We start from the raw sequence: 24018 nt of genomic DNA, 5'->3' as shown, positions 1-24018 counted from the left end.
TGATGTTATGAAAGCAACAGATAGACTCGGAGAAGAGAAAATTACAAAATTACTTATGTCGTTTTCAGTTCCTGCTACAGTGGGTATGCTCGTCAATGCCCTATATAATATTATTGATAGAATATATATTGGAAATAGCCAAGACTTAGGATCGTTAGGGTTAGCAGGTATAACTATAAGCTTTCCAATAACATTGGTAATGATGGCCCTTGCAATGTTATTTGGTATAGGTGGAGCCACAATGTTTTCTATTAGACTAGGAGAAAAGAAACCGGAAGAAGCTGAAAAGTATTTAGGCAATGCGGTGACAATGATTATAGGATCATCAATTATATTTATGTTAATAAGTCTTATATTTTTGCAACCTATTTTAGAACTTTTGGGCGCTAGTACTCAGGTAATGCCCTATGCTATGGAATATATGGGGATTGTACTTTGGGGGGTAATACTCCAAGGATTAGGCATGGGATTAAATAATTTTATACGGGCTGATGGAAGTCCAAAAATTGCAATGATATCAATGTTTTTAGGTGCTGGATTTAATATCATATTTGATCCTATTTTCATTTATATTTTTAGATGGGGAATGACAGGAGCGGCAATAGCAACTGTTGGAGGTCAGCTTTTAACTACTATATGGGTTGTTTTATATTTTACAGGGAAGAGGTGTTCAATCAAACTGAAACTGGAAAGTATGAAACTAGAATTTCATTTAATTAAAAGAATAATAAATACTGGAACTCCCTCTTTTTTAAGACAAGTAGCTAATAGCTTACTAAATATTATATTAAATAAAAGTCTGATAATGTACGGCGGGGATATAGCTGTTTCAGGGATAGGGATAATTAATAGTATACAGACATTTATGCTTATGCCTATTTTTGGAATTACTCAAGGAGCTCAGCCAATTATAGGATATAATTATGGAGCTAATAAGATAGAAAGGGTAAAGGAAAGTTTGAAATGGGCAATTCATATAGCAACTATAATTGTTCTAATAGGTTGGATGATTACTAGAATTTTTCCAAGTGTTTTAATTAAGATGTTTAGTAGTGATCCTGAATTAATTTTATTTAGTACAAATGCTATTAAGATTTGGTTTGTGTGTTTACCTGTAATTGGATTTCAGATAGTAAGTGCAAGCTATTTTCAAGCAGTAGGTAAAGCGAGAGCGGCTACATTTCTTACTTTAACTAGGCAGGTAATTATACTTATACCTGCTGTCATGGTTTTGCCAAAGTTCTTTGAGCTAAATGGGATATTATATGCCGCTCCCTTAGCAGATATAATATCATCTGTTTTAACTGGAATTTGGCTATGGATGGAGTTGAAATATTTAAATAGTATTTGTATTACTCCTCGATAAATCGTATCAATTCTTTATTAAATTTATCACGCTGGTCATAGAATAATCCGTGGCCACTATATTTAAATGGTATAAGTTTTGAGTTTTTGATATATTGTCTTTGTATTTGGGCCAACGGGAAAAGACAACCTTATCATGTATACCATGAAGAATTAAGGTTGGAACACTTATTTTGCCAAGATCAGAAAATAATCGTTCTTCTCCTAACCAAGTACGTGCTATTGAAACAGTAGCCCAGCTTGCTGCTTCAAGTCCTAACTGGAAAAACCATTCTGAGAAGGGCTCAGTTATGTGCTGAAAGAAAAACATATTCCCAAACTCTCTTAACATTTTAGGGCGATCATCGTATGTTCCTTGAATGATTTCATATACAGCATTTTCTTGTATACCATAAGGAAAATATGGACGCATAGTAAGACTAGGAGCTGCAGCGGCAAAAAGAGCAAGCTTTGATACTTTATGTTCATTATGTCTTGCCATATATCTAATAGCAATTGCTCCTCCTGTTGAATGTCCACATAATATAAAATTCTTTAAATTTAATTGGTCAACTACACATTTCACATCATCCGCTAATCTATCATAATCGTAGCCTTCCCAGGGTTTATCTGATTTACCGAACCCCCTAGTATCTATACCAATGCATCTAAATCCCATTTTTGGAAGATGATTAAATTGATATTCAAATAATTTATGACTTCCAGGCCAACCATGTAAAAAAAGCATTGTATGTTTGCCTTTAGCATTAATATCTTCTACATAAATCTTTACATTTGGTTCTACTTCAATAAAGTATCCCATGAAAATACCCCCATTAATAAAGTTTCTTCGTTAATATGGTATTCCGGTATTTATAAATTGTGAAGATGAAGATATATGATATAAAAAATATAACTTCATATAGAATAGACCGATGAATTTGTATTTGAATATATAACTTATTAAGATTATATAACATATTAAGAAATAATATTGAACAATATTGGATATACAAGTATAATTATCCTATTATCTAAAATAATGGGGGAATTAAGATGGGAAAAATAAAACACAAGATTTTGGTGACATTTCTAATTACTTCTTCAATATTTATTATACTTACAGGTTTGTTTACTACATTAAATCTTATAGAATCTAATAAAACAGAAATTTCTATGACGAAAAAGATATTATTTGATGACTATGATAAAATGATAAAAAATCAAGTTGAGACAGCTATTAGTATGTTAGATATATATTATAATAGTTTTGCTGAAGGTAAATTAACAGAACCAGAAGCTAAAGAAGCAGCAAAAAATGCAATAAAAAAATTAAGATACGATAATGATGGGTATTTTTGGATAGATGATACAGCGGGAATACTTATAGCTCATCCGATACAACCTAATCAAGAGGGGAAAAATAGGATTGATATTGAGGATCCCAATGGTGTTAAATTAGTAAAAGAACTTTTAAGTGCAGCAAAAGATGGTAAAGACTCTGGGTACACAGATTTTATGTGGGAAAAACCTCAAGATGCAGGCAGTGATAAGTTAAGTCCAAAGAGAGCTTATTCACAGTTGTTTAAAGAATGGAATTGGGTTGTGAGTACAGGAAATTATGTAGACAATATCGATCTTATAGTTAACGAAAAACGTATTGAACATAGAAGTAAGCTAGAAAAGAATATCATTGGTATTGCAATTTCAGTATTCGTTTCTATAGTTGTAATTTTTATTGTGGGGCTTATATTAAGTAGAAAAATATCTGATCCAATTATTAAGGTAGTTAAAGCTTTTGAAAAAGATGATAATGGACAGCTTAACATGAAGAAAATAGAGTTAAAGTCTAAAGATGAAATAGGGTTACTTGCTAGTACTTTAAATGAAATGTCATCACAAGTTAAACATTTTATTGATGGTGTTAACCAGCAATCTAAAAATGTAGCTATTGCCGCTAATACAGTTGAGGGAAATATATCTTTGTTAAATGAACAAATGCAAGAAATATCTTCTACAACTGAAGAAATTTCAGCTGGAATGGAAGAAACTGCTGCATCTTCTGAACAAATGGACGCTACAACAACAGAAATATTTGAATCTGTTCAGTCTATTGCTAGTGAATCACAAGAAGCAGCAACATTTGTTAGAGAAATAAGTGAAAGAGCAGATAAGATAAAGAATAATCTTACTGATACAGTTAAGAATGGTGAATTAATATTAAGTGATTCAAAAGTAAAGTTAAATAATGCAATAGAAGAGTCAAAGTCTGTAACTCAAATTAATGAATTAGCAGATGCAATTTTGCAGATTACTAGTCAAACTAATCTACTAGCTCTAAATGCAGCCATTGAGGCTAGTCGTGCTGGAGAAGCAGGAAAAGGATTTGCTGTTGTTGCTGATGAGATTAGAAAGTTAGCAGAGGATTCCAAAAGTACTGCAAGTAGCATTCAAACTATAATTAAAACAGTTACAAATTCAGTTAATAATCTATCAAGTAATTCAAGAGATGTATTAAACTTTATGGAGAGTAATGTTAAAAATGATTTTGATTTGATGTTAAAAGCCTCTGATGATTACAATAAAGATGCTAAGCGTCTTGAAGTGTTGATTTTAAATTTCAATGCTACAGCAAAAAACCTTGAGATTTCCACAAAAAATATGATGAAAGCAATAAGTGAAATAGCTTCAGCTACAAATGAAGGTGCAGAAGGCACAAATAATATCTCTGAAAAGGTAATGCTAGTTAATGAAAAGTTTAATGAAGTATCATTACAAGCAGTTAAATCTAAAGAGTATTCTGAGAATCTTAATAGCTTGATAATGAAGTTTAAGATATAATTTTTTAAGAAGAATATATTTATTTGAGAGGTGTAACAATGATTAAAGAATTGGTTATGAAAAATAGATCCTATAGAAGATTTTATGAAGATGAAGTAATTGAAATGAATACTTTAAGAGAACTAGTGGATATAGCTAGATTATCATCTTCAGCAGCAAATTTGCAGCCTTTAAAATATAGTTTATCAAATGCAAAAGAGAAAAATGAAAGCATATTTGAAACTTTAGCATGGGCAGGTTATTTAAAAGATTGGAATGGTCCTGAAAAAGGGGAAAGACCAAGTGCTTATATCATTATACTAAATGATACATCTATTAGTAAAAATCCTTCCATAGACTTAGGGATATCAGCGCAGAGCATTCTACTCGGAGCTGTTGAAAGAAATCTTGGAGGATGCATGATTGGAAATATAAATAAGAAAGAATTAAAAGAAAAGCTTAATATAGAAGAAAATTATGAAATAGTATTAGTAATAGCTTTAGGTAAGCCAAAGGAAGAAGTAGTTATTGAGACTATGGACTTGAAGGATGATATTAAATATTGGAGAGATAAAAATGGAGTTCATCATGTACCTAAGAGATCTTTAGACAGTATAATTTTATAAATATCATTATCTAAAAGCTAAAAAATAGCAGCTCTATGATTTTAATTATAGAACTGCTATTTTTTAGTTTTTTAAACATTAAAGACGTAAGCAGACATCAGACATCTGACTTGAAAGATGACATCTTTTATTATATGATATAAATAGATGTTAAAAGGGGGATATTTTATATGCCAAAAAAAGAGAAAAGTTTGTCTGAAAGCATTGCTGATGATATTCTAGCAATGATTACTATAGATAAAAGGTTTAACATTGGAGATAAACTTCCCAATGAAAATGAGCTTTCTGCTGAATTAAAGGTGAGTAGAACTACATTAAGAGAAGCAATCCGTATTTTAGTTTCACACAACATTCTTGAGATTAAGAGAGGAAAAGGAACATTTGTAGTAAAGCACAAAACAACTAGTAATAATCTTGACTTAGGAGAAATTTCTATAACAAAGCTAAACGTAAGAGATTTATATGAAATGAGATTAATTTTTGAACCTGAAACAGCTTATTATGCTGCTAAACGTGCAACTGACAAGGAGTTAGAGAGAATACTCTATTATGGGAAACTAGAAGAAGAAAAAATTTTAAAAAATGAAGATAGGACTGAAGTTGAACAAGCTTTTCACAAGTCTATCGCAAAAGCAACTCACAATGAATTTATGAATAAACTCATGCCCATAATTTATAAGTCTATTGATAAGGGAGTTATTTTATCAGATGATAATGAAGCGGTAATACAAGATACCTTAAATGATCACCGTATGATTATGGATTTTTTATCAAAGAGAGATGCTGAAGGGGCGAAGACTGCAATGAAGCTTCACATTATACATGCTATGCGAGGGCTTGGATTAGAGAATGAATAAAAGATATTATAGAGAATATTGACACTAGACATCATACAACATATAATTAAAATATACAACTAAATGGAAAGATTTAAAAAGGGGGCAATTTTATGAGAAGTAACGCAGTGAAAAAGGGAGTTCAAAGTGCACCACAACGTTCTTTACTAAATGCATTAGGGCTTACTAAGGAAGAGATGGATAGACCACTTATAGGTATTGTAAGTTCTCAAAATGATATTGTACCTGGGCATATGAATTTAGATAAGATTGTTGATGCAGTTAAGTTAGGTGTAGCAATGGCAGGGGGAACGCCTATAGTATTTCCAGCTATAGCAGTTTGTGACGGTATAGCAATGGGGCATCAAGGAATGAAGTATTCACTAGTTACAAGAGACTTAATTGCTGATTCAACAGAAGCTATGGCGATGGCACATGCTTTTGATGCTCTTGTAATGGTACCTAACTGTGATAAAAATGTACCAGGACTTTTAATGGCAGCAGCAAGAGTTAACATACCAACAATTTTTGTAAGTGGTGGACCTATGCTTGCAGGAAAAGTAGATGGATGTAAGACTAGTCTTTCAAGCATGTTTGAAGCTGTAGGAGCTTTTAACGCTGGGAAGATTACTGAAGAAAAATTAGAAGAGTTTGAAAATAATGCCTGTCCTACATGTGGTTCTTGTTCTGGTATGTATACTGCTAATAGTATGAATTGTTTAACAGAAGTTCTTGGAATGGGGCTTAAAGGAAACGGAACGATTCCGGCAGTTTATTCAGAGAGAATTAAGCTTGCAAAACATGCGGGTATGAAAATTATGGAGTTACTTGAAAAGAATATTAAACCAAGAGATATTATGACAGAAGATGCTTTTAAAAATGCATTAACTATGGATATGGCTCTTGGATGTAGTACAAATAGTATGCTTCATTTACCAGCAATTGCTCATGAGGCAGGAATTGAATTAGATATTGATATAGCAAATGAGATAAGTAGCAAGACACCTAATCTTTGTCACCTTGCTCCAGCAGGACATACTTATATTGAGGACTTAAATGAAGCAGGTGGTATTTATGCAGTTATGAATGAAATAAATAAGATGGGCTTATTAAAAACAGATTTAATTACATGCACAGGAAAAACTGTTGCTGAGAATATTGAAGGCTGTTACAACAAAAATCCAGAGGTTATAAGACCGATTGAAAATCCTTATAGTGAAACTGGTGGAATAGCAGTTCTAAAAGGAAATCTCGCGCCAGATACTTGTGTTGTTAAACGTTCAGCTGTGGCACCAGAAATGTTAAAGCATGAGGGTCCAGCAAGAGTATTTGATTGTGAAGAAGATGCATTAGAAGCCATAAATTCAGGAAAAATAGTTGAAGGTGACGTTGTTGTTATAAGATACGAAGGCCCTAAGGGTGGTCCAGGAATGAGAGAGATGCTTAATCCAACCTCTGCCATTATGGGAAGAGGACTAGGAAGCACAGTGGCATTAATAACAGATGGACGTTTTAGTGGTGCTAGTAGAGGTGCATCAATTGGTCACGTTTCTCCAGAAGCAGCTGTAGGAGGGAATATCGCTTTAGTTGAAGAAGGAGATAAAATTCAAATTGACATCATGGCTAACACAATTAACTTTGTTGTAAGTGATGAAGAATTAGAAAGAAGAAGAGCTAATTGGAAACCAAGACAGCCAAAGATTACAACAGGTTATCTTGCGAGATATGCTGCCCTTGTAACATCAGGTAATAAAGGAGCTATCTTAGAGATACCAAGATTATAAACTAATATATTATATAGTTGAAATTATTCTTTAGGATAGAATTACTATAGAGATCACCTGCTTTTGCAGGTGTTTTTTTATTTAGTTTTATATTAAAAAAGAAACTAGAGGTATGGGTACGATGTGATTATTTTAACATTTTTTTTAAAAAAATATGTATTTAGAATCAAAGAATAAAAGACATAAAATATTAACAAAATGTAAATAAATTATTTACCAATAAGGTAAATAATGGTATAATTTATATAAAATGTTTTACGAATTACAATGATAAGAATTATATTTGACAATAGATTAACAATGTTATTATTTTACTATCAAGATAAAAATGTTTTATTTCGTAAAATATATTTACTTAATATATTAAAAGGGGGAATTATAATGAAAAAAACATTATCAACAGTAGCATGCGCATTAACAATAATAATGTCAGTTCCGGTTATAGGTAATAATTCGAAATTAGGACAAATTAGTGTAGATGTTGTTTCAGCTGCCACAGGGGACACCACTTCGCCTGTAACTCAAACCCCACCTAAGACGACGCCAACAAAAACACCAATAAAATCAACATCAACTAAAACAACCTCAACTCCAGTTAAATCCTCATCAAAAATAACTCGTATGCTTACATTAAATTCAACTGGCAGTGATGTAGCACTATTACAGACGATGCTTAATAAAAATGGATATAAGTTAAAAGTTGATGGTATATTTGGAAAATTAACTTTAGCTGCAGTTAAGAATTATCAAAGTAAAAATGCTCTTGTAGTTGATGGAGTAGTTGGACCGAAAACACTTGCCAGACTAAGTCCTGTTGTAACTCCAATTGTAACTCAAACTCCAGTTAAAACAATAGGAAAAACTACTATAAAAATTGGTAAAGCTGAATATGCTGCTCATGGAACAAAGTGTTTTACAGTTGCGGTAGTAGCAATGTCAGGTGATAAAATTGTTGATGTTATTATAGATGATTATCAAGTAATGGCTAAAGATGGTACAAAATCAGTACCAAATTCAGATGCTGATTTTGGTGCAAATTTACCAGAGGGAAAAGTTTTAGCATCTAAGCTAGCTAATGCAGATACTTATAGTAAAAACATGAAAGAAAAGGGTGGTGCAACCTTATCTGTTAATGAGAACTTTAAGGCTGTTGAAACCTTTGCAATAGGAAAAACAATAGCACAATTAGAAGCAGTAGTTAAAACAAACAGCGAAGATCCATTAGTTGATGCTGTAAGTGGAGCGACATTGGCAGATACAAATGGATACCTTGACGCAATTATTGCAGCTGCAAAATCTGCAAATGGAAACAGAGCAATTGAGATAGATGAAACAGCATTAAAATCTGTAAAAATTGGAAAAGTTGAATATGCAGCTCATGGATCTAAGTGCTATACAGTAGCATCAGTAGTAATGGTAGGAGATAAAATAGTAGGTGCCATTATAGATGATTATCAAGTAATGGCTAAAGATGGTACGGAAGCAGTACCAAATTCAGATGATGATTTTGGTGGAAATTTTCCTGCGGGAAAAGTATTAGGATCTAAGCTAGCTAATGCAGATGCTTATAGTAAAAACATGAAAGAAAAAGGTGGGGCAACTTTATCTGTTAATCAGAATTTTAATGCTGTTGAAAGCTTTGTAATAGGAAAAACAATAGCACAATTAGAAGAAATAGTTAAAACTAACAGCACAGATCCATTAGTTGATGCTGTTAGTGGTGCTACATTAGTAGATACAAATGGATATCTTAGTGCAATTATTGCAGCTGCAAAAGATGCTAAAATTAAGTAAATATAACAAAAATTTAGTTTGATATTAAATAGTTATTTAAAAAGCAGTGAACAAGATAATTTGTTCACTGCTTTTTATTTGTTTTCTAATTTATTAATTCAAAAGTATCCTCTGCAATAATTCTTTCTTCATTTGCATTAGTAACAAGAATTTTAACTCTAGAACCTTCTTTACTTATTATGCCCTCGCCTTTAAGGGATTTGTTTTTCTCAGTATCAATTTCAATGCCGATAAATTCAAGACCCTGGCAAACTTTCTCTCTTACATACCAAGCGTTTTCACCAACACCACCAGAGAATACAAGAACATCTATACCTTCTAGTATAGCTGAATAAGCACCAACATATTTTTTAAATCTATGACATACAGTATCAATAGTAACTTGAGAACGTTCATTGCCCTCATTTGCACTAGTATAAATTTCTCTCATATCATTACTGATACCAGACAAACCTTTCCATCCACTCTTTTTGTTAATGATCTCATCAACTTCATCGATAGAAAGATTTTCTTTTTTCATTAGATAAAGTAGGGCTGCAGCATCAAGATCTCCAGCACGAGTAGATTGAATAAGTCCTTCGTGTGGTGTAAAACCAGTACTAACTTCTACTGAGTTTCCATAAAGTACTGCATTTGCTGTAGTTCCACTTCCAAGCATCATATTTACAATTTTAAAATCTTTATATGATTGACCTAATAGTTTAGTAACTCCTTCAGCCATGCTTCTAAAAGCAATTCCGTGGAAACCATATCTTCTAATTTTATATTTTTCGTAGTATTCATAAGGTAATCCATAAAGGTAAGTGGATTTTGGAAAAGTACTATGGAAACCGTTATCAAAGACTGTAACCTGAGGGACTTCTGGTAATAGCTTTTTACACGCATAAATTCCAGCTAGATGATTTGGATTATGTAAAGGAGCTAAGTCCTTAATGTCTTCAATGTTTTGAATAACGTTTTCATCCACAACCACTGAGAAGCTATGTCTATCTCCACCTTGCACAATTCTGTGACCAATTGCACCAATATCTTCTAAATTGATATTCATACCTACATTTGGATCAAATAATGTCTTTAGAATTAAATTAATACCTTCTTCATGATTTAGTATAGGACAGATTACAAGCTTTTTGTCAATGCTTGTACCACTATATTTGAATTCTGCATCTTCATATCCAATTCTACCAATATTACCTTCAGCTAAAACATTATACTCAGGCATATCAGCTACTTGAAATTTAATTGAGGAACTACCACAATTTAAAACTAGAATTTTCATATAAAAACCTCCTACTATTTTTTCTCTATTATACCTTAATTATACATACATTTAAATAGCAAATTTTTGAAATTATAAACTTGACAATGAATATAAATATATATAATCTTATATAAACTGATATGCTCCCCTTAAAGTAGACAGATTAAAAAATAAAAATCTGTTACCAGAAAGGGGAGCATTTTTATGTCCAAAAGAACTAAATACTCAGCCGAAGAAAAGTATGAAATCCTGAAAGAGTATGAGGATGGAGTTAGAACGATATTAGAAATTACTTCTATATATAAAATTAATAGAAGTACTTTAGAAGATTGGAGATATAACTTCGAAAAATATGGTATAGATGGATTGAGAGAAATGATAACTTGGAAGAGGTATTCAAAGGAGCTAAAGGAACAGGCTGTAAAAGATTACCTTTCAGGTAAATACTCACAAAGAGAAGTGGCAAAGAAGTATGAAATATCAAATAAAAGTGTATTGTTAAAATGGGTAGACAAGTATAATAGTCATAGAGAAATAACGGCAACCACGAAAGGAATGAGTCAATCTATGATAAAAGGAAGGTCTACTTCTTGGAAGGAAAGAATTGAAATTGTATTATACTGTATTGCTCACAATAACGACTATCAACACACAGCTGAAACCTACAATGTTTCCTACCAACAAATATACCAGTGGGTAAAAAAATATGAACTAGGTAGAGAGGATGCATTAAAAGACCGACGAGGTCGTAAAAGAACTGAAGAGGAACTAACACCTGAAGATAGAGTAAATTTTGAAATGAAGAGACTAAAAGCAGAAAATGAGCGCTTAAGAGCAGAAAATGCATTCTTAAAAAAATTAGAGGAGCTAGAAAGGGGGCGATTTTAAGCCGTCTACGACAAGAAAATAGCTATAATGCGATTTTACAACTTCATAAAAAAGATAAATTTTCGATATCCTTATTGTGTGAAATAGCAATGATTCCACGATCCTCATATTACAAATGGCTAAATCGCCAAGAATCTGTTGCAGAATCCGAGAATGAAATGTTGATATCAAAGATTATAGAACTTTACGAGGAAGTCAATGGCATTTATGGTTATCGAAGAATAACTATGAATTTGAACCGAAGGTTGGGGAAGCTGTATAATCATAAACGCATCTATCGACTTATGAGACTTTCAGGTCTACAGTCTGTGATTCGAAGGAAAAGGAAACGTTATATAAAATCTACACCTCAACATGTAGCAGAAAACATACTTAATCGAGAGTTTATAGCAGATAGACCAAACGAGAAGTGGGTTACTGATGTTACTGAATTTAAGTATGGAAATTCTAAAAAGGCATACTTAAGTGCTATATTGGATCTTTATGATAAGAGTATTGTTGCCTATGTACTTGGACATTCCAACAACAATAATCTTGTATTCAAGACCCTTGATTTAGCTTTGGAGGCTTCACAAGGTGCAAGTCCAATGATTCATAGCGATCGTGGTTTTCAATATACCTCCATTGGATTCAAACAAAGATTGAATACAGCAGGAATGACACAAAGCATGTCACGAGTAGGTAGATGTATCGACAATGGTCCTATGGAAGCATTTTGGGGTATCCTCAAGTGTGAAAAATACTACTTGCACAAATATTATACATATGAGGATCTATCTAATGCAGTTGATGAATATATCAGTTTCTACAATACCAAAAGATTACAAGAAAAATTAAACGGCCTTAGCCCAATGGAGTTTAGGGCTTTAGCCGCTTAAATTGATTTTTATTATTTCCACTGTCTACTTGACAGGGTGCAGTTCAAACACATACTGGTGTTTTATTTAAGATATATAAGAATAGTATAGTTAGATATATAATAAGTATTTTTAAAATAATATACTAAGGAGATTAAATAATGTCAGATAAGAATATTGAATTAATGAAAAAGATAATTGAAAGAAAACAAAAGGAAAGTTCAGAACAAACTTCTAGTAAGAGAGCAAACAAAGTTATTGGTAATAGTAAGAAGGCATTTAAAAAAAATAAAAAAGGTGGAGTATTTGATAAATAAAAACATAACATTCCTAAATAGTAAGTAAGTTTATAAAATACAACTAATTATTTTAAGGTTATATTAATGGAGGGAACAGATATAATGGAGTTTATTGTTGCAAAACAGATATTGTCTGCTTGGGCAAGCAATGATAGATGGTTTGGTACAAATTATAATATGAATATTTATAAAGGATGCTGTCATGGATGTATTTATTGTGATTCAAGAAGTGAATGCTATGACGTTCAAGATTTTGATACTGTTCGTGCAAAACAGAATGCTATTGGAATATTAAATAGTGAACTTAAATCAAAACGAAAGAAAGGGGTAGTAAGTACTGGTTCTATGTCAGACCCTTATAATCCTTTTGAAGAAAAACATAAGCTTACAAGAAGTGCATTGGAGCTTATTAATAAATATAATTTTGGTGTTGATATAGCAACAAAAAGTGATCTTGTAACAAGGGATATTGATATATTAAAGGATATAAAAAAGCATTCACCTGTTATTGTAAAGATGACCATTACAACGGCAGATGATGAGCTCTGTAAAAAAATTGAACCTAAAGTAATGGTAACATCGAGGCGTCTTCAGGCAATAAAGGAGCTATCTTCTGAGGGGATATTTGCTGGAATATTAATGATGCCTATACTTCCATTTATTTTAGACAATGAAGATAACATATTAAAGATTATTCATTTAGCATATATAAATGGTGCAAAATTTATTTATCCAGCTTTTGGTGTAACACTTAGGCAAAATCAAAGAGATTTTTTCTTTAAAAAGCTTGATGAAGGTTTTCGCGGAATTAAGCAAATATACATAAAAGAATATGGATTTTCTTATGACTGTTCCTCAAAACGAGTGAGAGATTTATGGAGGCTATTTAAAGTAGAGTGTGACAAGTTGGGGATATTGTACAACATGAAAGATATTATAGAAGCCTATAAAACAAGATATGAGAAAAAACAGCTAAGCTTGTTTTAAAATCTGTAAAAAATAAGAATTGGATAAACTTATTTAACATTGAAATCAGTTTATTTATATATAATGTATAAATAGATAGTCTTAATTGAAAAGGGGGAGAAGGATTGAATACATTAATAGTTTATGCTACTAAGCATGGTACAGCAGAAAAATGTGCAAGAATTATGTTAGAAAAAATTTCAGGAGAAGTAGATTTATATAATTTAAAGGACATAAAGGACATAGACCTTTCAAAATATGATAAGGTAATTATTGGTGGATCTATTTATGCTGGAAAAATTCAAAAAATAGTCATGGAATTTTGTTTAAAATATATTGAAGAATTAAAAAAGAAGAAGATTGGACTTTTTATATGTTGTATGAATAAAAAAAGTGAAGATATACAATTAAATAGTTCTTTCCCACAAGAACTTTTAGGTGTTGCTGAATCTAAGGTAAATTTCGGTGGAGAGTTTAGATTTAAAGAAATGAATTTTTTTGAAAAACTTGTAGTTAAAATGGTTTCTAAATCTTTAGCTAAAGAAGATAACAATAGCAGTACAATAAACTCAAATGAAGATATATCAATGCTTTTAGAAGATAATATAAATAGATTTGCACAGATAATGAATAAGTAGTGAGTTTAAATAAATACTCACTACAGTCTTTAGAATAATGTTATTTGCTCAAGTTTATTTTCCACTAAGGAAGAAATAGATACACCAATAAGCCGAATTTTTTCATTTAGGGGTAGATTCATTAATATATCACAGGCTTCTTTGTAGATATCTTCTTCTTTTGATATATAATGAGGCAGAGTCTTACTTTTGGTATGATTATCAAAATTTGAGGTTTTTATTTTTAAGGTTATAGTTTTGCCACTAATATATCGTTTTAGGAGCTCTCTTGATATAGAAACAGAGAAGCTTTTTATATAGGATTTAAGTTCATCTTTATCATTAGTATCTGTTTTTAGAGTGGTTTCTCTTCCAATAGATTTTATCTGTCTAGAAATCTCTACACTCCTTTTATCAATTCCTCTTATTCTATTATATATTTCAACACCGTATTTTCCGAAAAATTCAATTAAAATTTCTTTTGGAAGATTATGAAGTTCTTCAATATTAAATATACCTATATCATTGAGCTTCTTTACGGACTTTTTACCAAGACCATAAACTTTATTTAAAGACAATGGAAAAAGAATTTCAGGGATCATATCTTCTGTTATAACTTTTAATCCACTAGGCTTATTCCAATCAGAAGCTAGCTTAGATAAGAACTTATTGTAGGAAATTCCTACAGATAAGGTGAGACCAGTGATATTATAAACAGTTCTCTTTATATAGTTAGCCACTGAGATGGGGTCATTTTTAGAATTTGTAATATCTAAATATGCTTCATCTATGCTTAAAGGCTCTACATAAGGAGTTACATTATAAAATACTTTGAAAATTTCTTTTGAAACTTCTTTATATCGATTTATTCTTGTAGGTAAAAAAATTCCCGTAGGACATAGAGATCTAGCTATATAAATAGGCATAGCACTTTTAACGCCGTATTTCCTAGCTTCATATGAACAAGTAGCTACGACACCACGCTCAGAGGTTCCTCCTACTATAATAGGTTTTCCTTTTAATTTTTGGTTGTCCATTACTTCAACAGAGGCAAAGAATGAATCCATATCTACATGCAATATCACTTTATTCATTATTAAATCCTCCAGGTTAGCTTTTTATAGTGATTATTATATCATATAATTTATTCACAACTTTTCTATAACACTATAAAATACAAATAATTGATATTGTACTGTTTATGTTATAATAATGTTAAAAAATATGTTAAGGAGGATTTATGAGAAGAGAATATATCACTTTCATGGAACATCTTCCTCTTAATATAAGTTTAGAATCAATTATTGATTACCCACTACATTGGCATAATTGTCTTGAGATTATATTTGTTTTAAGAGGAACTGTATATGTTCAAATGGAGTCTGAAACCTATGAGCTGGAAGAAAGAGAGATAGAGATAATAAATGCGGATGAACCGCATAAAATATATTCTAATAATGAAGATAATAAAGTATTGATATTTAAAATGGATTTAGATTTCTTTGAAAAGTATTATAATGATGTTAAAAATATTTACTTTTATACAAATTCATCAAAAGAAGGAGTTCAGGAAAAAGAGAAGTATCAGGTGCTTAGAAGGTACTTATCAATACTTGCATATGAAGCAATTGAAAAAAGTGAAGATTATGACGAAGAGATTGAAAAACAAATGGTTAAGCTAATTTTTCACCTGCTTAATAATTTTCACTATCTTATTTATGATGAAGAGGACTTAAAAGAAAATGAGGTGCAGTTTGAAAGATATCATAGAATATCAAAGTTTATATACAATAACTATATGAATAAGATAAGTCTTCAGGATATTGCAAAGAGAGAATTTTTAAGTTCTTATTACTTATCTCATGAGATTAAAAATATGGCTGGTACCAATTTTATGGATTTTTTAAATTCAACTAGAGTGCATGAGTCTGTGAAGTTGTTATTGGATACGGATAAAACTTTATCTGAAATTTCTGAAGATGTAGGATTCTCTCATACTCGCTATTATAATAAGTATTTTAAAATGTACTATAATACTACCCCTCTTCAGTATAGAAAAAAACATTATATACCAGAGAATAAATATGAAAAATCAAAAAAATATTTACAACTAGATGTTAAAGAGGCTGTTGATTATATATCTTCATATATTGAAGATTATGATAGATTTAACTATGAGAAAGAAATAATTAAAATAGATGTAGATGTTTCCCAGGATATAGGCTTAGTAAAGGATTATTGGAGAGAAGTTATAAATCTTGGCGATGCTATAGAGCTTTTAAAGGATAAGGAACAGAGTTTTGTTAGTGATATTCAAAAGAATATTGGCTTTAAATATGGAATAGTTCAATATTTATTTGATAAAGATATGAGAGTTTATTTTAATAAAAATGTAGATTTTCTTAATTGGAATGAAGTAGAAAAACTTATGGAATTTCTTGTGGATATTCAGCTTATTCCTATTATAATTTTAGATAAAGTATTTGATGATATAAATCTGTTTTTAAGACTTCTAGAAAGTTTTATATTATATTTCTCAGACTTATATGGAATGGATGAAGTTCAATGCTGGAAATTTAGAGTTGCAAAAGATCTTCCAGAAAATTATATTTGGGCTGCACAAGAGGTGTTTGATAAGTATGGACTTGAGGATATAATAGAAGATGCTTTTGAAGAGTATAATGCAGTAAACCCTATTTTTGATAGTTCTTATATGGTACCATATATAATCCATAACTTTATAAATGAAAAAAATGACATGATGTTTTTAAAGGCCTATGATACAGTAGAAGAAAATTCTGTTATGAGTAATGAGTTATTCTTTGGAGCACCAGGTATAACTAATCTTCATGGAGTGAGAAAAGCATCTTATTATGCTTATTATTTTTTATCAAGACTTGGAGATACTCTAGTAAAAAAAGGTGATGGATATATAGTTACATCTAGTGAAGATAGTTATCAAATTCTTCTTTATAGCTTTAGTGAAGATCTTAATAAACTTATTAATGTTGAAGCATTAGCTCAAAAAAGAGGAGAAAAGAATGTTATGGAAAGAGAGTTCTCCCTAACGTTAAAAAATCTTCAGTCGGACTATAAAGTGACTATATATGAAATAGGAGAAAAGATAGGTTCGGCATTAAATAATTGGATGGCTATGGGGAGACCGAGAAGATTAAAGGATGAAGAGATGAATGTATTATATAGTATTTCACAACCGAGGATATCTTTAGACTTTGCTAAAAAAAGACCTGTATATAACTTAATAACTAAGACAGAAGGGTATGGAGCTGTGTTAATTACCCTTCAAAAAGTACAAAAACACCTTTTTTAAGGTGTTTTTATGCTTTTTCATACAAAGCTTACATTTCACTTTGGGCAACTTTGTACTTTTTGTTCAGCAACTCAGTGAATGCTGAAGATAGTAGAAGTGGATTATAATGTTAATATAAACAATAAGTTCTGAGGTGAAAGATAATGCAAGCGCGTGGAAATATTAAAAATGGAAACGGGCAATTTTTAACAGAAAACATATGGAAGCTATTATTAAGATTTTCTATACCAGCCATACTTTCGTTACTAGTTGCAGAAATGTATAATATGGTAGATTCTTTATTTGTGGGGCAAGTTGTAGGGCCTACAGGAATAGGAGCCTTAACAATTGCATTTCCTGTTCAAAGATTATTTATAGCTATATCAATGCTAGTTGCAATAGGGGCAACTACTGCTGTTGCAAGAAGCAACGGAGAAAATGATTATAAGGCAATAAAAAGAATAATACCTAATGCATTGATTATATTAATGGCTATAATTTTACTGTTATCAATAGGGATATTTATATTTAGAGATAGCGTGATTATTAGGCTTGGTAGCAGTGAAACAATTTTTCCTTTTGCAAAGACATATATATCTATTATATTGTTTGGAGTATTATTTCAAGGGCTATCAATTGTAATTTCTTATATCTTAACTTCTTTTGGAGATGCAAAGATTATATTGTTAAGTACAGGAATTGGAGCTATATTTAATTGTATAATAAATTATGTTCTAGTAGTTGTATTAGATTTTGGAGTCGGTGGAGCAGCTGTGGCTACAGTTATATCTCAAATGGTTGCTTTTTTATATGCATATATGAAGTTTATTCAATATAAGAAAAAGATGAATTTAAAGTTTGAAATTAAACTTGATAAGAACATAGTTGCAGGTATCATATTGGTTGGATTTTCTACTTTTGTAATAGAAATATCTGATGCTGTTGTATCAGTAATTTTAAATAAAATGCTCATAGAAATTGGAGGAGATACAGCAATTGTTGCTGTAGGACTTATAACCAGAGTTTCAATGTTCTTATTTATGACTATTATTGGAATAAGTTCTTCTATGCAAACTATAGCAGCATATAATTATGGAGCAGGAAGCTATGATAGAGTTAGAAAGATAGTAAAGCTTTCAATTAAATTTGTAACAATAAGCTCTATTGTTTTATGGGCAATAATTATGATATTTACAAAACCGATTATAGGCGTATTTGTTAATGATATAGAAATAATTAATTATACTGTAAATGCTTTTAGAATAGTAGTTGGGATTATTCCTTGTGTAGGAGTATATTATGTTTCAATATATTATTATCAAGCTATGGGTATGGCAAAGTTATCATTCTTACTTTCGATATTTAGGCAGATAATAATCTTTATTCCTATAGCATATATTTTAATATATGGTTTTAGACTTGGAACAATTGGAGCATGGATTGCGTATCCAATATCAGACATGATTTCATTCGTAATATCAATAATTTATATTAAGTATTACAAATTAGAGGATATTGAGTTAGAAACAGTAAAAGAAAAAGGAAGAATTGTTACAGCATAGGCCCTTGGATGTCCAAGGGTTTTTAATTTTTAGTGTAGTTAGTCTATAGCTTTTATGATTTTATGTAAAGCTTTTAAAAGTAATGAAAACCTTTAGATATATGATAAAATCAGCCAAATTCGGAGGAGAGTTAAGTAATTTGCACTAAAATCCCTGTTGCATTTTATACTCTATTTGATATAATGAATACATAAGAAGTGATTGCAGATACAACATAATATATCTGTTAATGTGCTGATTAAATGTCTGAGATATTTGTGTAGCTCTTATTTTGAACCTACATTACTACAACGGGAGCTTGATATTTAGATGTGAATTGTCCTATAAGCCCACTACTTATGTAAACTTGGCAAGGACAGAGAAGCATCTGTGGAAGCACCCACCTATCATAGAGATAGGTGTCAAAATTGGGGCAGCGGTATTTTGGATTTTATTAAAAAATATGGATTTAAACCATAAGAAAAAGAGGTAATATTACCTCTTTTTTATTTTGCCCCAAATTTTAAATAAACAATTAATTATGTAATTTTAATACAAATATAGTAATATAAAGAGCATCTTACATTTTGTTAGATGCTCTTTTATGTAAGCATTTCTTTTGAGTGTATTAAATAAGTTAATTTATCTAAAAATAATTTATAGTGCTTATCCAAATTATGATAAAATAATTTTATTGAAATAAATTTTAAGGAGAGATAATGATGAGTGTGCATATAGGAGCTAAGCCAGGAGAAATAGCGAGTACAGTTTTATTGCCAGGGGATCCACTTAGAGCAAAATTTATTGCAGAAACATTTTTAGAAAACCCTGTTTGTTACAATGAAGTTCGTGGTATGTATGGTTTTACAGGTATATATAAAGGAAAAAAAATTTCAGTTCAAGGTACAGGAATGGGACTTCCATCTATGTCTATTTATGCAAATGAATTAATAGAAAGTTATGGTGTAAAAACCCTTGTGAGAGTGGGTACTTGTGGCTCAATACAAGAAGATGTTGGAGTAAGAGATGTTATATTAGCTATAGGAGCATCAACTAACTCAGGTATAAATAAAGCGAGATTTAAGGGAATGGATTTTGCGGCTACAGCCAGCTTTAAATTATTAAGGCAAGCTTATGATATTTCAGTAGGGAAAGATATAAGTGTAAAAGTAGGAAATGTTTTAAGCAGTGACTTATTTTATAATGATGATCCAGAAGCGTGGAAATTATGGGCAAAATATGGAGTTTTAGCTGTTGAAATGGAAGCGGCAGCACTATATACTCTTGGTGCTAAATATGGAGTAGATACCCTTGCTATTTTAACGGTAAGTGATAGTCTAGTCACTGGTGAAGAAACTACATCAGATGAACGTCAAACAACTTTTAATAAAATGATTGAGGTTGCCCTTGAATTAGGAGAATAAGATCTTGCTTAATAAAAAGTATAGAATGGATAATTATAAGGTTATTGGTAAAATGTTTTATAAGGAAAGATCAATAGATAAGGCACTGAATTTCTATATTAAGGCATATAACTCCTCGGAAGGAAAGAAAGATATTGATCTAATCTTAGATTTAGCTTTGATTTATGACGAAATAGGTGACTACAAATTAGCTGAAGAAAAGTATAGAGAAGTTCTAAAGTTAGATCCTAAAGATGAGAGAGCTTATTATGGAATAGCTGTACTGTATGATAATTTAGAGAATTATAAGAAGGCGATTAAGTATTATGAAAAGGCCATTAAAATAAATCCTAAATATAATAGAGCTTACTTTTTTGTTGCAGGAGCTTATGATATAGAGGGAGATAAGGAAAAAGCTATCTATTCTTATAAAAAAGTTCTAGAGATGAATGGCGAGGATTTTTGGGCATATACAAATTTAGGATCCATTTATGAGGAATTAGAAAACTATGAGTTAGCTTTTGAAATGTTTCAGGAGGCTTTGAGGATAGATCCATATCATTATTTGGCTTTATTTAATATGGGAGTTGTGTTAAATAAGTTAAAAGATGAAGAAAAAGCTAAGGATTATTATAGAGTATCTATAGAAGAAAATCCGAGTTATCCTTATAGTTATTTAAATTTGGCTGTTATATATAAGGAAGATAAGAACTATGAAACTGCTATAAATATAATAAGTAAAGGAATAAGAGAAAATAAAGAGAGTGGATTTTTATTTTATAACAGAGCTTGTTGCTATGTGCATTTAGAAAAGTTTTCAGAAGCTTTAAATGACTTAAAAGAAGCAGTTAAATTATATCCTAACTTTAAAAAATATATTGAAGAAGACGAAGAACTTAGTCCTTTAATGCATCATGAAGAGTTCAAAGATATAACTGAAGATTACAATAATATATAGCCAATAATAATAATTTTTTTCGTATTTTTATACAAAAGAAAAATACAAAAACATGTCCCCTTTTTAAAAGGTTTTCATATATAAATAATAAGAAGTGTTTTTTAGGGGGGACAAGATATGTCGGATATAGTAATACAATATGTTTTAGTTGTGCTTCTAATTGTAGGACTATCATATTTTGTATATTTAATAAAGGATAAAGGAATTGCTATCAAGGAAGATTATTTCGGAATAACCTACACTATATTTAGGGACTTAATAGATTCAGAGACAACCACTGAAAGCATAAAGAAGGTTTTAAGAACAATATCAAGGGCTGTAATCTTTGTAGAAGCCAATTATAAGAACGAACCTAATGATATTAAAGAAGAAAAGGCTATGATTTTATCAAAAGAAACATTAGGAGCTTTAGGTTTCCAAAGTATTGTCAATGAGGAATCTATAAGATATATAATTAGACTTAGTGCAGCAATGCTACCAGGAAAAAGTAGCTCAGCTATAAAAAAATAAAATATTAAGGATTAAGAAATGATATTTATTTAATGATTAACCAATATAATGAGGGTGTGCAAAAATGTACACCTTCATTATATTGGTTACAATATAGAATTAATTATGAAATTATTCTTGTAATAAAATAGGTAAGAATGTAAAATAGAGTGTAGTTGACACATAAGAACATATGTTTCTATTGAAGTGAGGATATATATTCAACATTAAAGATAAATGTGGAGGAATAATATGACTATAGAAAATAAGAACAGTAATTCCTATGATGTAACAGATTTAACCTCTTTAGAAAAGTTGGAACCAGTAAGAGTAAGGCCGGGAATGTATATCGGCTCAACGGGGTCAAGGGGATTACATCATTGTATATGGGAGATATTAGATAACTCTATAGATGAAATTGCAAATGGTTATGGAGATAAGGTTATAGTAATATTAAATAAGGATAAGAGTGTTACTATTTCAGACAATGGCCGAGGCATTCCAACGGGGATACATCCAATAAAGAAGAAGTCTGGAGTGGAGATGGTATTTACTGAACTGCATACAGGTGGAAAATTTAATAATAATAATTATAAGACCTCAGGAGGACTTCATGGAGTTGGAGCAGCAGTAGTTAATGCTCTATCAGAATGGCTTGAAGTTGAGGTAAGTCAAAATGGATATATTTATAGACAGAGATTTGAATATGCAGAGGACAAGGAGTTAAAAAAGAAGATGCCAGGAACTCCTATAACTGAACTTCAGGTAGTGGGTAAAGCAACTTCAAGTGGAACTAAAATAACTTTTAAGCTTGATAAGGAAATTTTTAATACTTTAGATTTTAGGTTTGATACAATTGATGAAAGGCTTCAGGAATTAGCTTTTCAAAATAAGGGAATAACTTTAATATTAAAAGATGAAAGAAAAGAAGAACATATAGAAAAACAATATCATTCAGAGAATGGATTATTAGATTTCATAGCATATTTAAATGAAAGCAAGACAGTTCTTCATAAGGAGCCTATAGTGTTTCAGGGTGAGAAAGAAGTTGAGGGGCTTAAAATATATGGTGAGGTTTGTATTCAATTTACAGATTCTACAACAGAGAATATAGCAAGTTATGTAAATAACATCCCTACTACAGAGTCAGGAACACATGAGACAGGCTTTAAGGCGGGTATGACAAGAGCTTTTAAAGAGTGGGCTAAAAAACTGAATATAATAAAAGAGAAGGATAAAGGTTTTGAAGGAGACGACTTAAGAGAAGGAATGACAGCAATTTTAAAAACTAAAATAAGTAATCCGATTTTTGAGGGTCAAACAAAGACTAAACTTGGAAATAATGAAGCTTATTCTGTTATGAATGAGATATCTTATATAAAAATTAGCCAATGGATAGAAGATAATAAGGATACAGCAAGCATCATCATAAATAATGCTATAGCTACTGCTATGAGAAGAGAAAAAATTAAAAAGATAAATGAAGCTGAAAAGAAGAAAGTAGGTAAAGGAACTGCTCCACTTGCAGGTAAAATTTCAGTTTGCACATTGAAAAAATCTGAAGTATGTGAATTTATTGTTGTGGAGGGAGATTCTGCTGGAGGAAGTGCAAAACAAGCAAGAGATAGAAGATTTCAAACTATTATGCCTTCAAAAGGTAAAATTATGAATACAGAAAAACAAAAACTAGAAAATGTTTTAGCTAGTGAGGAATTAAAATTATTTAATGCTGCAATTGGTACAGGAGTCTTAAAAAATTATAATGAAGAAGAATTAAAATATAATAAAATTATTATATTAAGTGATGCAGATGTAGATGGATATCATATAAGAACTTTATGGATAACTTATATTTATAGATATATGAGACAACTAATTAATAATGGACATTTATATATAGGACTTCCACCACTATATAAGGTATATAAAAATGTAAAAAACGAGGAAATAAAGATATATGCATATAGTGATGAAGAATTAGGAGAAGCAAAAAAGAAAATTGGCAAGGGAGCCTTAATTCAAAGATATAAAGGTCTTGGAGAAATGAATCCAGATCAACTTTGGGAAACTACATTAAACCCTGAAACTAGAACCCTTCAACAAGTAACTATTGATGATGCTGCAAAAGCAGAGAAAATGATCTCTCTTCTAATGGGTGATGTAGTAGAACCTAGAAGAAATTACATGTATAAGTATGCAGAGTTCTAATTGACTTATATAAAAAG

General features: G+C 30.7%; 18 protein-coding genes, 1 other RNA gene and 1 pseudogene. 17 read left to right on the top strand and 3 right to left on the bottom strand.

Annotation, left to right across the window (positions count from 1 at the left end; translation table 11 throughout):
- The first annotated feature begins 7 nt into the window (after nt 1-7).
- Nucleotides 8-1366, top strand: a complete 1359-nt coding sequence (locus ACX0KU_RS13940; protein ID WP_472990577.1) for an MATE family efflux transporter — start codon at nt 8-10, stop codon at nt 1364-1366.
- Here the strand turns inward: ACX0KU_RS13940 and ACX0KU_RS13935 are convergent.
- Nucleotides 1353-2167 (bottom strand): annotated as a pseudogene (locus ACX0KU_RS13935) (alpha/beta fold hydrolase). The gene ACX0KU_RS13940 and the pseudogene ACX0KU_RS13935 sit on opposite strands and share 14 nt — an antisense overlap.
- Nucleotides 2168-2400: 233 nt before the next feature.
- On the opposite strand from ACX0KU_RS13935, the gene ACX0KU_RS13930 reads away from it, so the two are divergent.
- The 5 genes from ACX0KU_RS13930 to ACX0KU_RS13910 all read left to right on the top strand — a co-directional run bounded on the left by ACX0KU_RS13930 (nt 2401) and on the right by ACX0KU_RS13910 (nt 9204).
- A complete protein-coding gene (locus tag ACX0KU_RS13930; protein ID WP_472990576.1) occupies nt 2401-4185 on the top strand; it encodes a methyl-accepting chemotaxis protein in 1785 nt (594 codons plus the stop codon).
- A 38-nt stretch (nt 4186-4223) separates the two neighbouring features.
- Nucleotides 4224-4790 (top strand): nitroreductase family protein, encoded by a 567-nt coding sequence (locus ACX0KU_RS13925; protein ID WP_472990575.1) that lies wholly within the window; start codon nt 4224-4226, stop codon nt 4788-4790.
- 170 nt (nt 4791-4960) lie between these two features.
- Nucleotides 4961-5647 carry a FadR/GntR family transcriptional regulator gene (locus ACX0KU_RS13920; protein WP_472990574.1) on the top strand — a complete coding sequence of 229 codons (687 nt, stop codon included), beginning with the start codon at nt 4961-4963 and terminating at the stop codon, nt 5645-5647.
- Between the two features lie 92 nt (nt 5648-5739).
- Nucleotides 5740-7410, top strand: a complete 1671-nt coding sequence (gene ilvD / locus ACX0KU_RS13915) for a dihydroxy-acid dehydratase (protein WP_472990573.1) — start codon at nt 5740-5742, stop codon at nt 7408-7410.
- 381 nt (nt 7411-7791) lie between these two features.
- The gene (locus ACX0KU_RS13910) at nt 7792-9204 is read left to right on the top strand and encodes a peptidoglycan-binding domain-containing protein (RefSeq protein ID WP_472990572.1); all 1413 of its coding nucleotides are present in this window, start codon (nt 7792-7794) and stop codon (nt 9202-9204) included.
- 85 nt (nt 9205-9289) lie between these two features.
- Here ACX0KU_RS13910 and ACX0KU_RS13905 read toward each other — a convergent pair whose 3' ends face one another.
- Nucleotides 9290-10483: an acetate/propionate family kinase gene (locus ACX0KU_RS13905; RefSeq protein WP_472990571.1), complete on the bottom strand. Its 1194-nt coding sequence runs from the start codon at nt 10481-10483 to the stop codon at nt 9290-9292.
- A gap of 186 nt (nt 10484-10669) precedes the next feature.
- Between ACX0KU_RS13905 and ACX0KU_RS13900 the strand changes: the two genes are divergently transcribed.
- From ACX0KU_RS13900 to ACX0KU_RS13885, 4 genes are all read left to right on the top strand, one after another.
- Nucleotides 10670-12231 (top strand): IS3 family transposase gene (locus ACX0KU_RS13900; RefSeq protein ID WP_472989708.1). Its coding sequence is split into 2 segments (ribosomal slippage): nt 10670-11306 and nt 11306-12231, totalling 1563 coding nucleotides; the frame shifts between segments, so codons are not numbered across the junction.
- Between the two features lie 140 nt (nt 12232-12371).
- Nucleotides 12372-12527, top strand: coding sequence for a hypothetical protein (locus tag ACX0KU_RS13895; protein ID WP_472990570.1), 156 nt, complete (start codon nt 12372-12374; stop codon nt 12525-12527).
- Between the two features lie 84 nt (nt 12528-12611).
- The gene (locus ACX0KU_RS13890) at nt 12612-13496 is read left to right on the top strand and encodes an SPL family radical SAM protein (RefSeq protein WP_472990569.1); all 885 of its coding nucleotides are present in this window, start codon (nt 12612-12614) and stop codon (nt 13494-13496) included.
- A gap of 104 nt (nt 13497-13600) precedes the next feature.
- Nucleotides 13601-14113 carry a flavodoxin domain-containing protein gene (locus ACX0KU_RS13885; RefSeq protein WP_472990568.1) on the top strand — a complete coding sequence of 171 codons (513 nt, stop codon included), beginning with the start codon at nt 13601-13603 and terminating at the stop codon, nt 14111-14113.
- A 29-nt stretch (nt 14114-14142) separates the two neighbouring features.
- Here ACX0KU_RS13885 and ACX0KU_RS13880 read toward each other — a convergent pair whose 3' ends face one another.
- Entirely contained in the window at nt 14143-15186 is a 1044-nt protein-coding gene (locus tag ACX0KU_RS13880) for a DNA polymerase IV (protein ID WP_472990567.1), read from the bottom strand.
- A gap of 146 nt (nt 15187-15332) precedes the next feature.
- On the opposite strand from ACX0KU_RS13880, the gene ACX0KU_RS13875 reads away from it, so the two are divergent.
- The 7 genes from ACX0KU_RS13875 (at nt 15333) to ACX0KU_RS13845 (ending at nt 24001) form a co-directional block, all read left to right on the top strand.
- The gene (locus ACX0KU_RS13875) at nt 15333-17423 is read left to right on the top strand and encodes a helix-turn-helix domain-containing protein (RefSeq protein ID WP_472990566.1); all 2091 of its coding nucleotides are present in this window, start codon (nt 15333-15335) and stop codon (nt 17421-17423) included.
- Between the two features lie 143 nt (nt 17424-17566).
- Entirely contained in the window at nt 17567-18964 is a 1398-nt protein-coding gene (locus ACX0KU_RS13870) for an MATE family efflux transporter (RefSeq protein WP_472990565.1), read from the top strand.
- A gap of 240 nt (nt 18965-19204) precedes the next feature.
- A non-coding RNA gene (gene ssrS, locus ACX0KU_RS13865) (6S RNA) lies at nt 19205-19398 on the top strand.
- Between the two features lie 267 nt (nt 19399-19665).
- On the top strand, nt 19666-20367 hold the full coding sequence (gene deoD / locus ACX0KU_RS13860) for a purine-nucleoside phosphorylase (RefSeq protein ID WP_472990564.1): 702 nt from the start codon (nt 19666-19668) through the stop codon (nt 20365-20367).
- A 25-nt stretch (nt 20368-20392) separates the two neighbouring features.
- Complete coding sequence (locus ACX0KU_RS13855; protein WP_472992463.1) at nt 20393-21304, top strand: tetratricopeptide repeat protein; 912 nt, start codon at nt 20393-20395, stop codon at nt 21302-21304.
- A 117-nt stretch (nt 21305-21421) separates the two neighbouring features.
- A complete protein-coding gene (locus tag ACX0KU_RS13850) occupies nt 21422-21814 on the top strand; it encodes a hypothetical protein (protein ID WP_472990563.1) in 393 nt (130 codons plus the stop codon).
- A gap of 231 nt (nt 21815-22045) precedes the next feature.
- Nucleotides 22046-24001 carry a DNA gyrase/topoisomerase IV subunit B gene (locus tag ACX0KU_RS13845; protein ID WP_472990562.1) on the top strand — a complete coding sequence of 652 codons (1956 nt, stop codon included), beginning with the start codon at nt 22046-22048 and terminating at the stop codon, nt 23999-24001.
- The last annotated feature ends 17 nt before the right edge of the window (nt 24002-24018 follow it).

Source organism: Clostridium sp. X, assembly GCF_055755365.1.
The sequence above is the reverse complement of the archived record's forward strand: the minus strand, read 5'-3'. Positions and strand labels throughout refer to the sequence as shown.

What these genes read in the sequence shown, in the direction of transcription:
- ACX0KU_RS13845 (WP_472990562.1), top strand. Translation starts at nt 22,046, where the DNA reads ATGACTATAGAAAATAAGAACAGTAATTCCTATGATGTAACAGATTTA.
- ACX0KU_RS13940 (WP_472990577.1), top strand. Translation starts at nt 8, where the DNA reads ATGAAAGCAACAGATAGACTCGGAGAAGAGAAAATTACAAAATTACTT.
- ACX0KU_RS13850 (WP_472990563.1), top strand. Translation starts at nt 21,422, where the DNA reads ATGTCGGATATAGTAATACAATATGTTTTAGTTGTGCTTCTAATTGTA.
- ACX0KU_RS13855 (WP_472992463.1), top strand. Translation starts at nt 20,393, where the DNA reads ATGGATAATTATAAGGTTATTGGTAAAATGTTTTATAAGGAAAGATCA.
- deoD (WP_472990564.1), top strand. Translation starts at nt 19,666, where the DNA reads ATGAGTGTGCATATAGGAGCTAAGCCAGGAGAAATAGCGAGTACAGTT.
- ACX0KU_RS13905 (WP_472990571.1), bottom strand. Translation starts at nt 10,483, where the DNA reads ATGAAAATTCTAGTTTTAAATTGTGGTAGTTCCTCAATTAAATTTCAA.
- ACX0KU_RS13880 (WP_472990567.1), bottom strand. Translation starts at nt 15,186, where the DNA reads ATGAATAAAGTGATATTGCATGTAGATATGGATTCATTCTTTGCCTCT.
- ACX0KU_RS13930 (WP_472990576.1), top strand. Translation starts at nt 2,401, where the DNA reads ATGGGAAAAATAAAACACAAGATTTTGGTGACATTTCTAATTACTTCT.
- ACX0KU_RS13890 (WP_472990569.1), top strand. Translation starts at nt 12,612, where the DNA reads ATGGAGTTTATTGTTGCAAAACAGATATTGTCTGCTTGGGCAAGCAAT.
- ACX0KU_RS13875 (WP_472990566.1), top strand. Translation starts at nt 15,333, where the DNA reads ATGAGAAGAGAATATATCACTTTCATGGAACATCTTCCTCTTAATATA.
- ilvD (WP_472990573.1), top strand. Translation starts at nt 5,740, where the DNA reads ATGAGAAGTAACGCAGTGAAAAAGGGAGTTCAAAGTGCACCACAACGT.
- ACX0KU_RS13920 (WP_472990574.1), top strand. Translation starts at nt 4,961, where the DNA reads ATGCCAAAAAAAGAGAAAAGTTTGTCTGAAAGCATTGCTGATGATATT.
- ACX0KU_RS13870 (WP_472990565.1), top strand. Translation starts at nt 17,567, where the DNA reads ATGCAAGCGCGTGGAAATATTAAAAATGGAAACGGGCAATTTTTAACA.
- ACX0KU_RS13925 (WP_472990575.1), top strand. Translation starts at nt 4,224, where the DNA reads ATGATTAAAGAATTGGTTATGAAAAATAGATCCTATAGAAGATTTTAT.
- ACX0KU_RS13910 (WP_472990572.1), top strand. Translation starts at nt 7,792, where the DNA reads ATGAAAAAAACATTATCAACAGTAGCATGCGCATTAACAATAATAATG.
- ACX0KU_RS13895 (WP_472990570.1), top strand. Translation starts at nt 12,372, where the DNA reads ATGTCAGATAAGAATATTGAATTAATGAAAAAGATAATTGAAAGAAAA.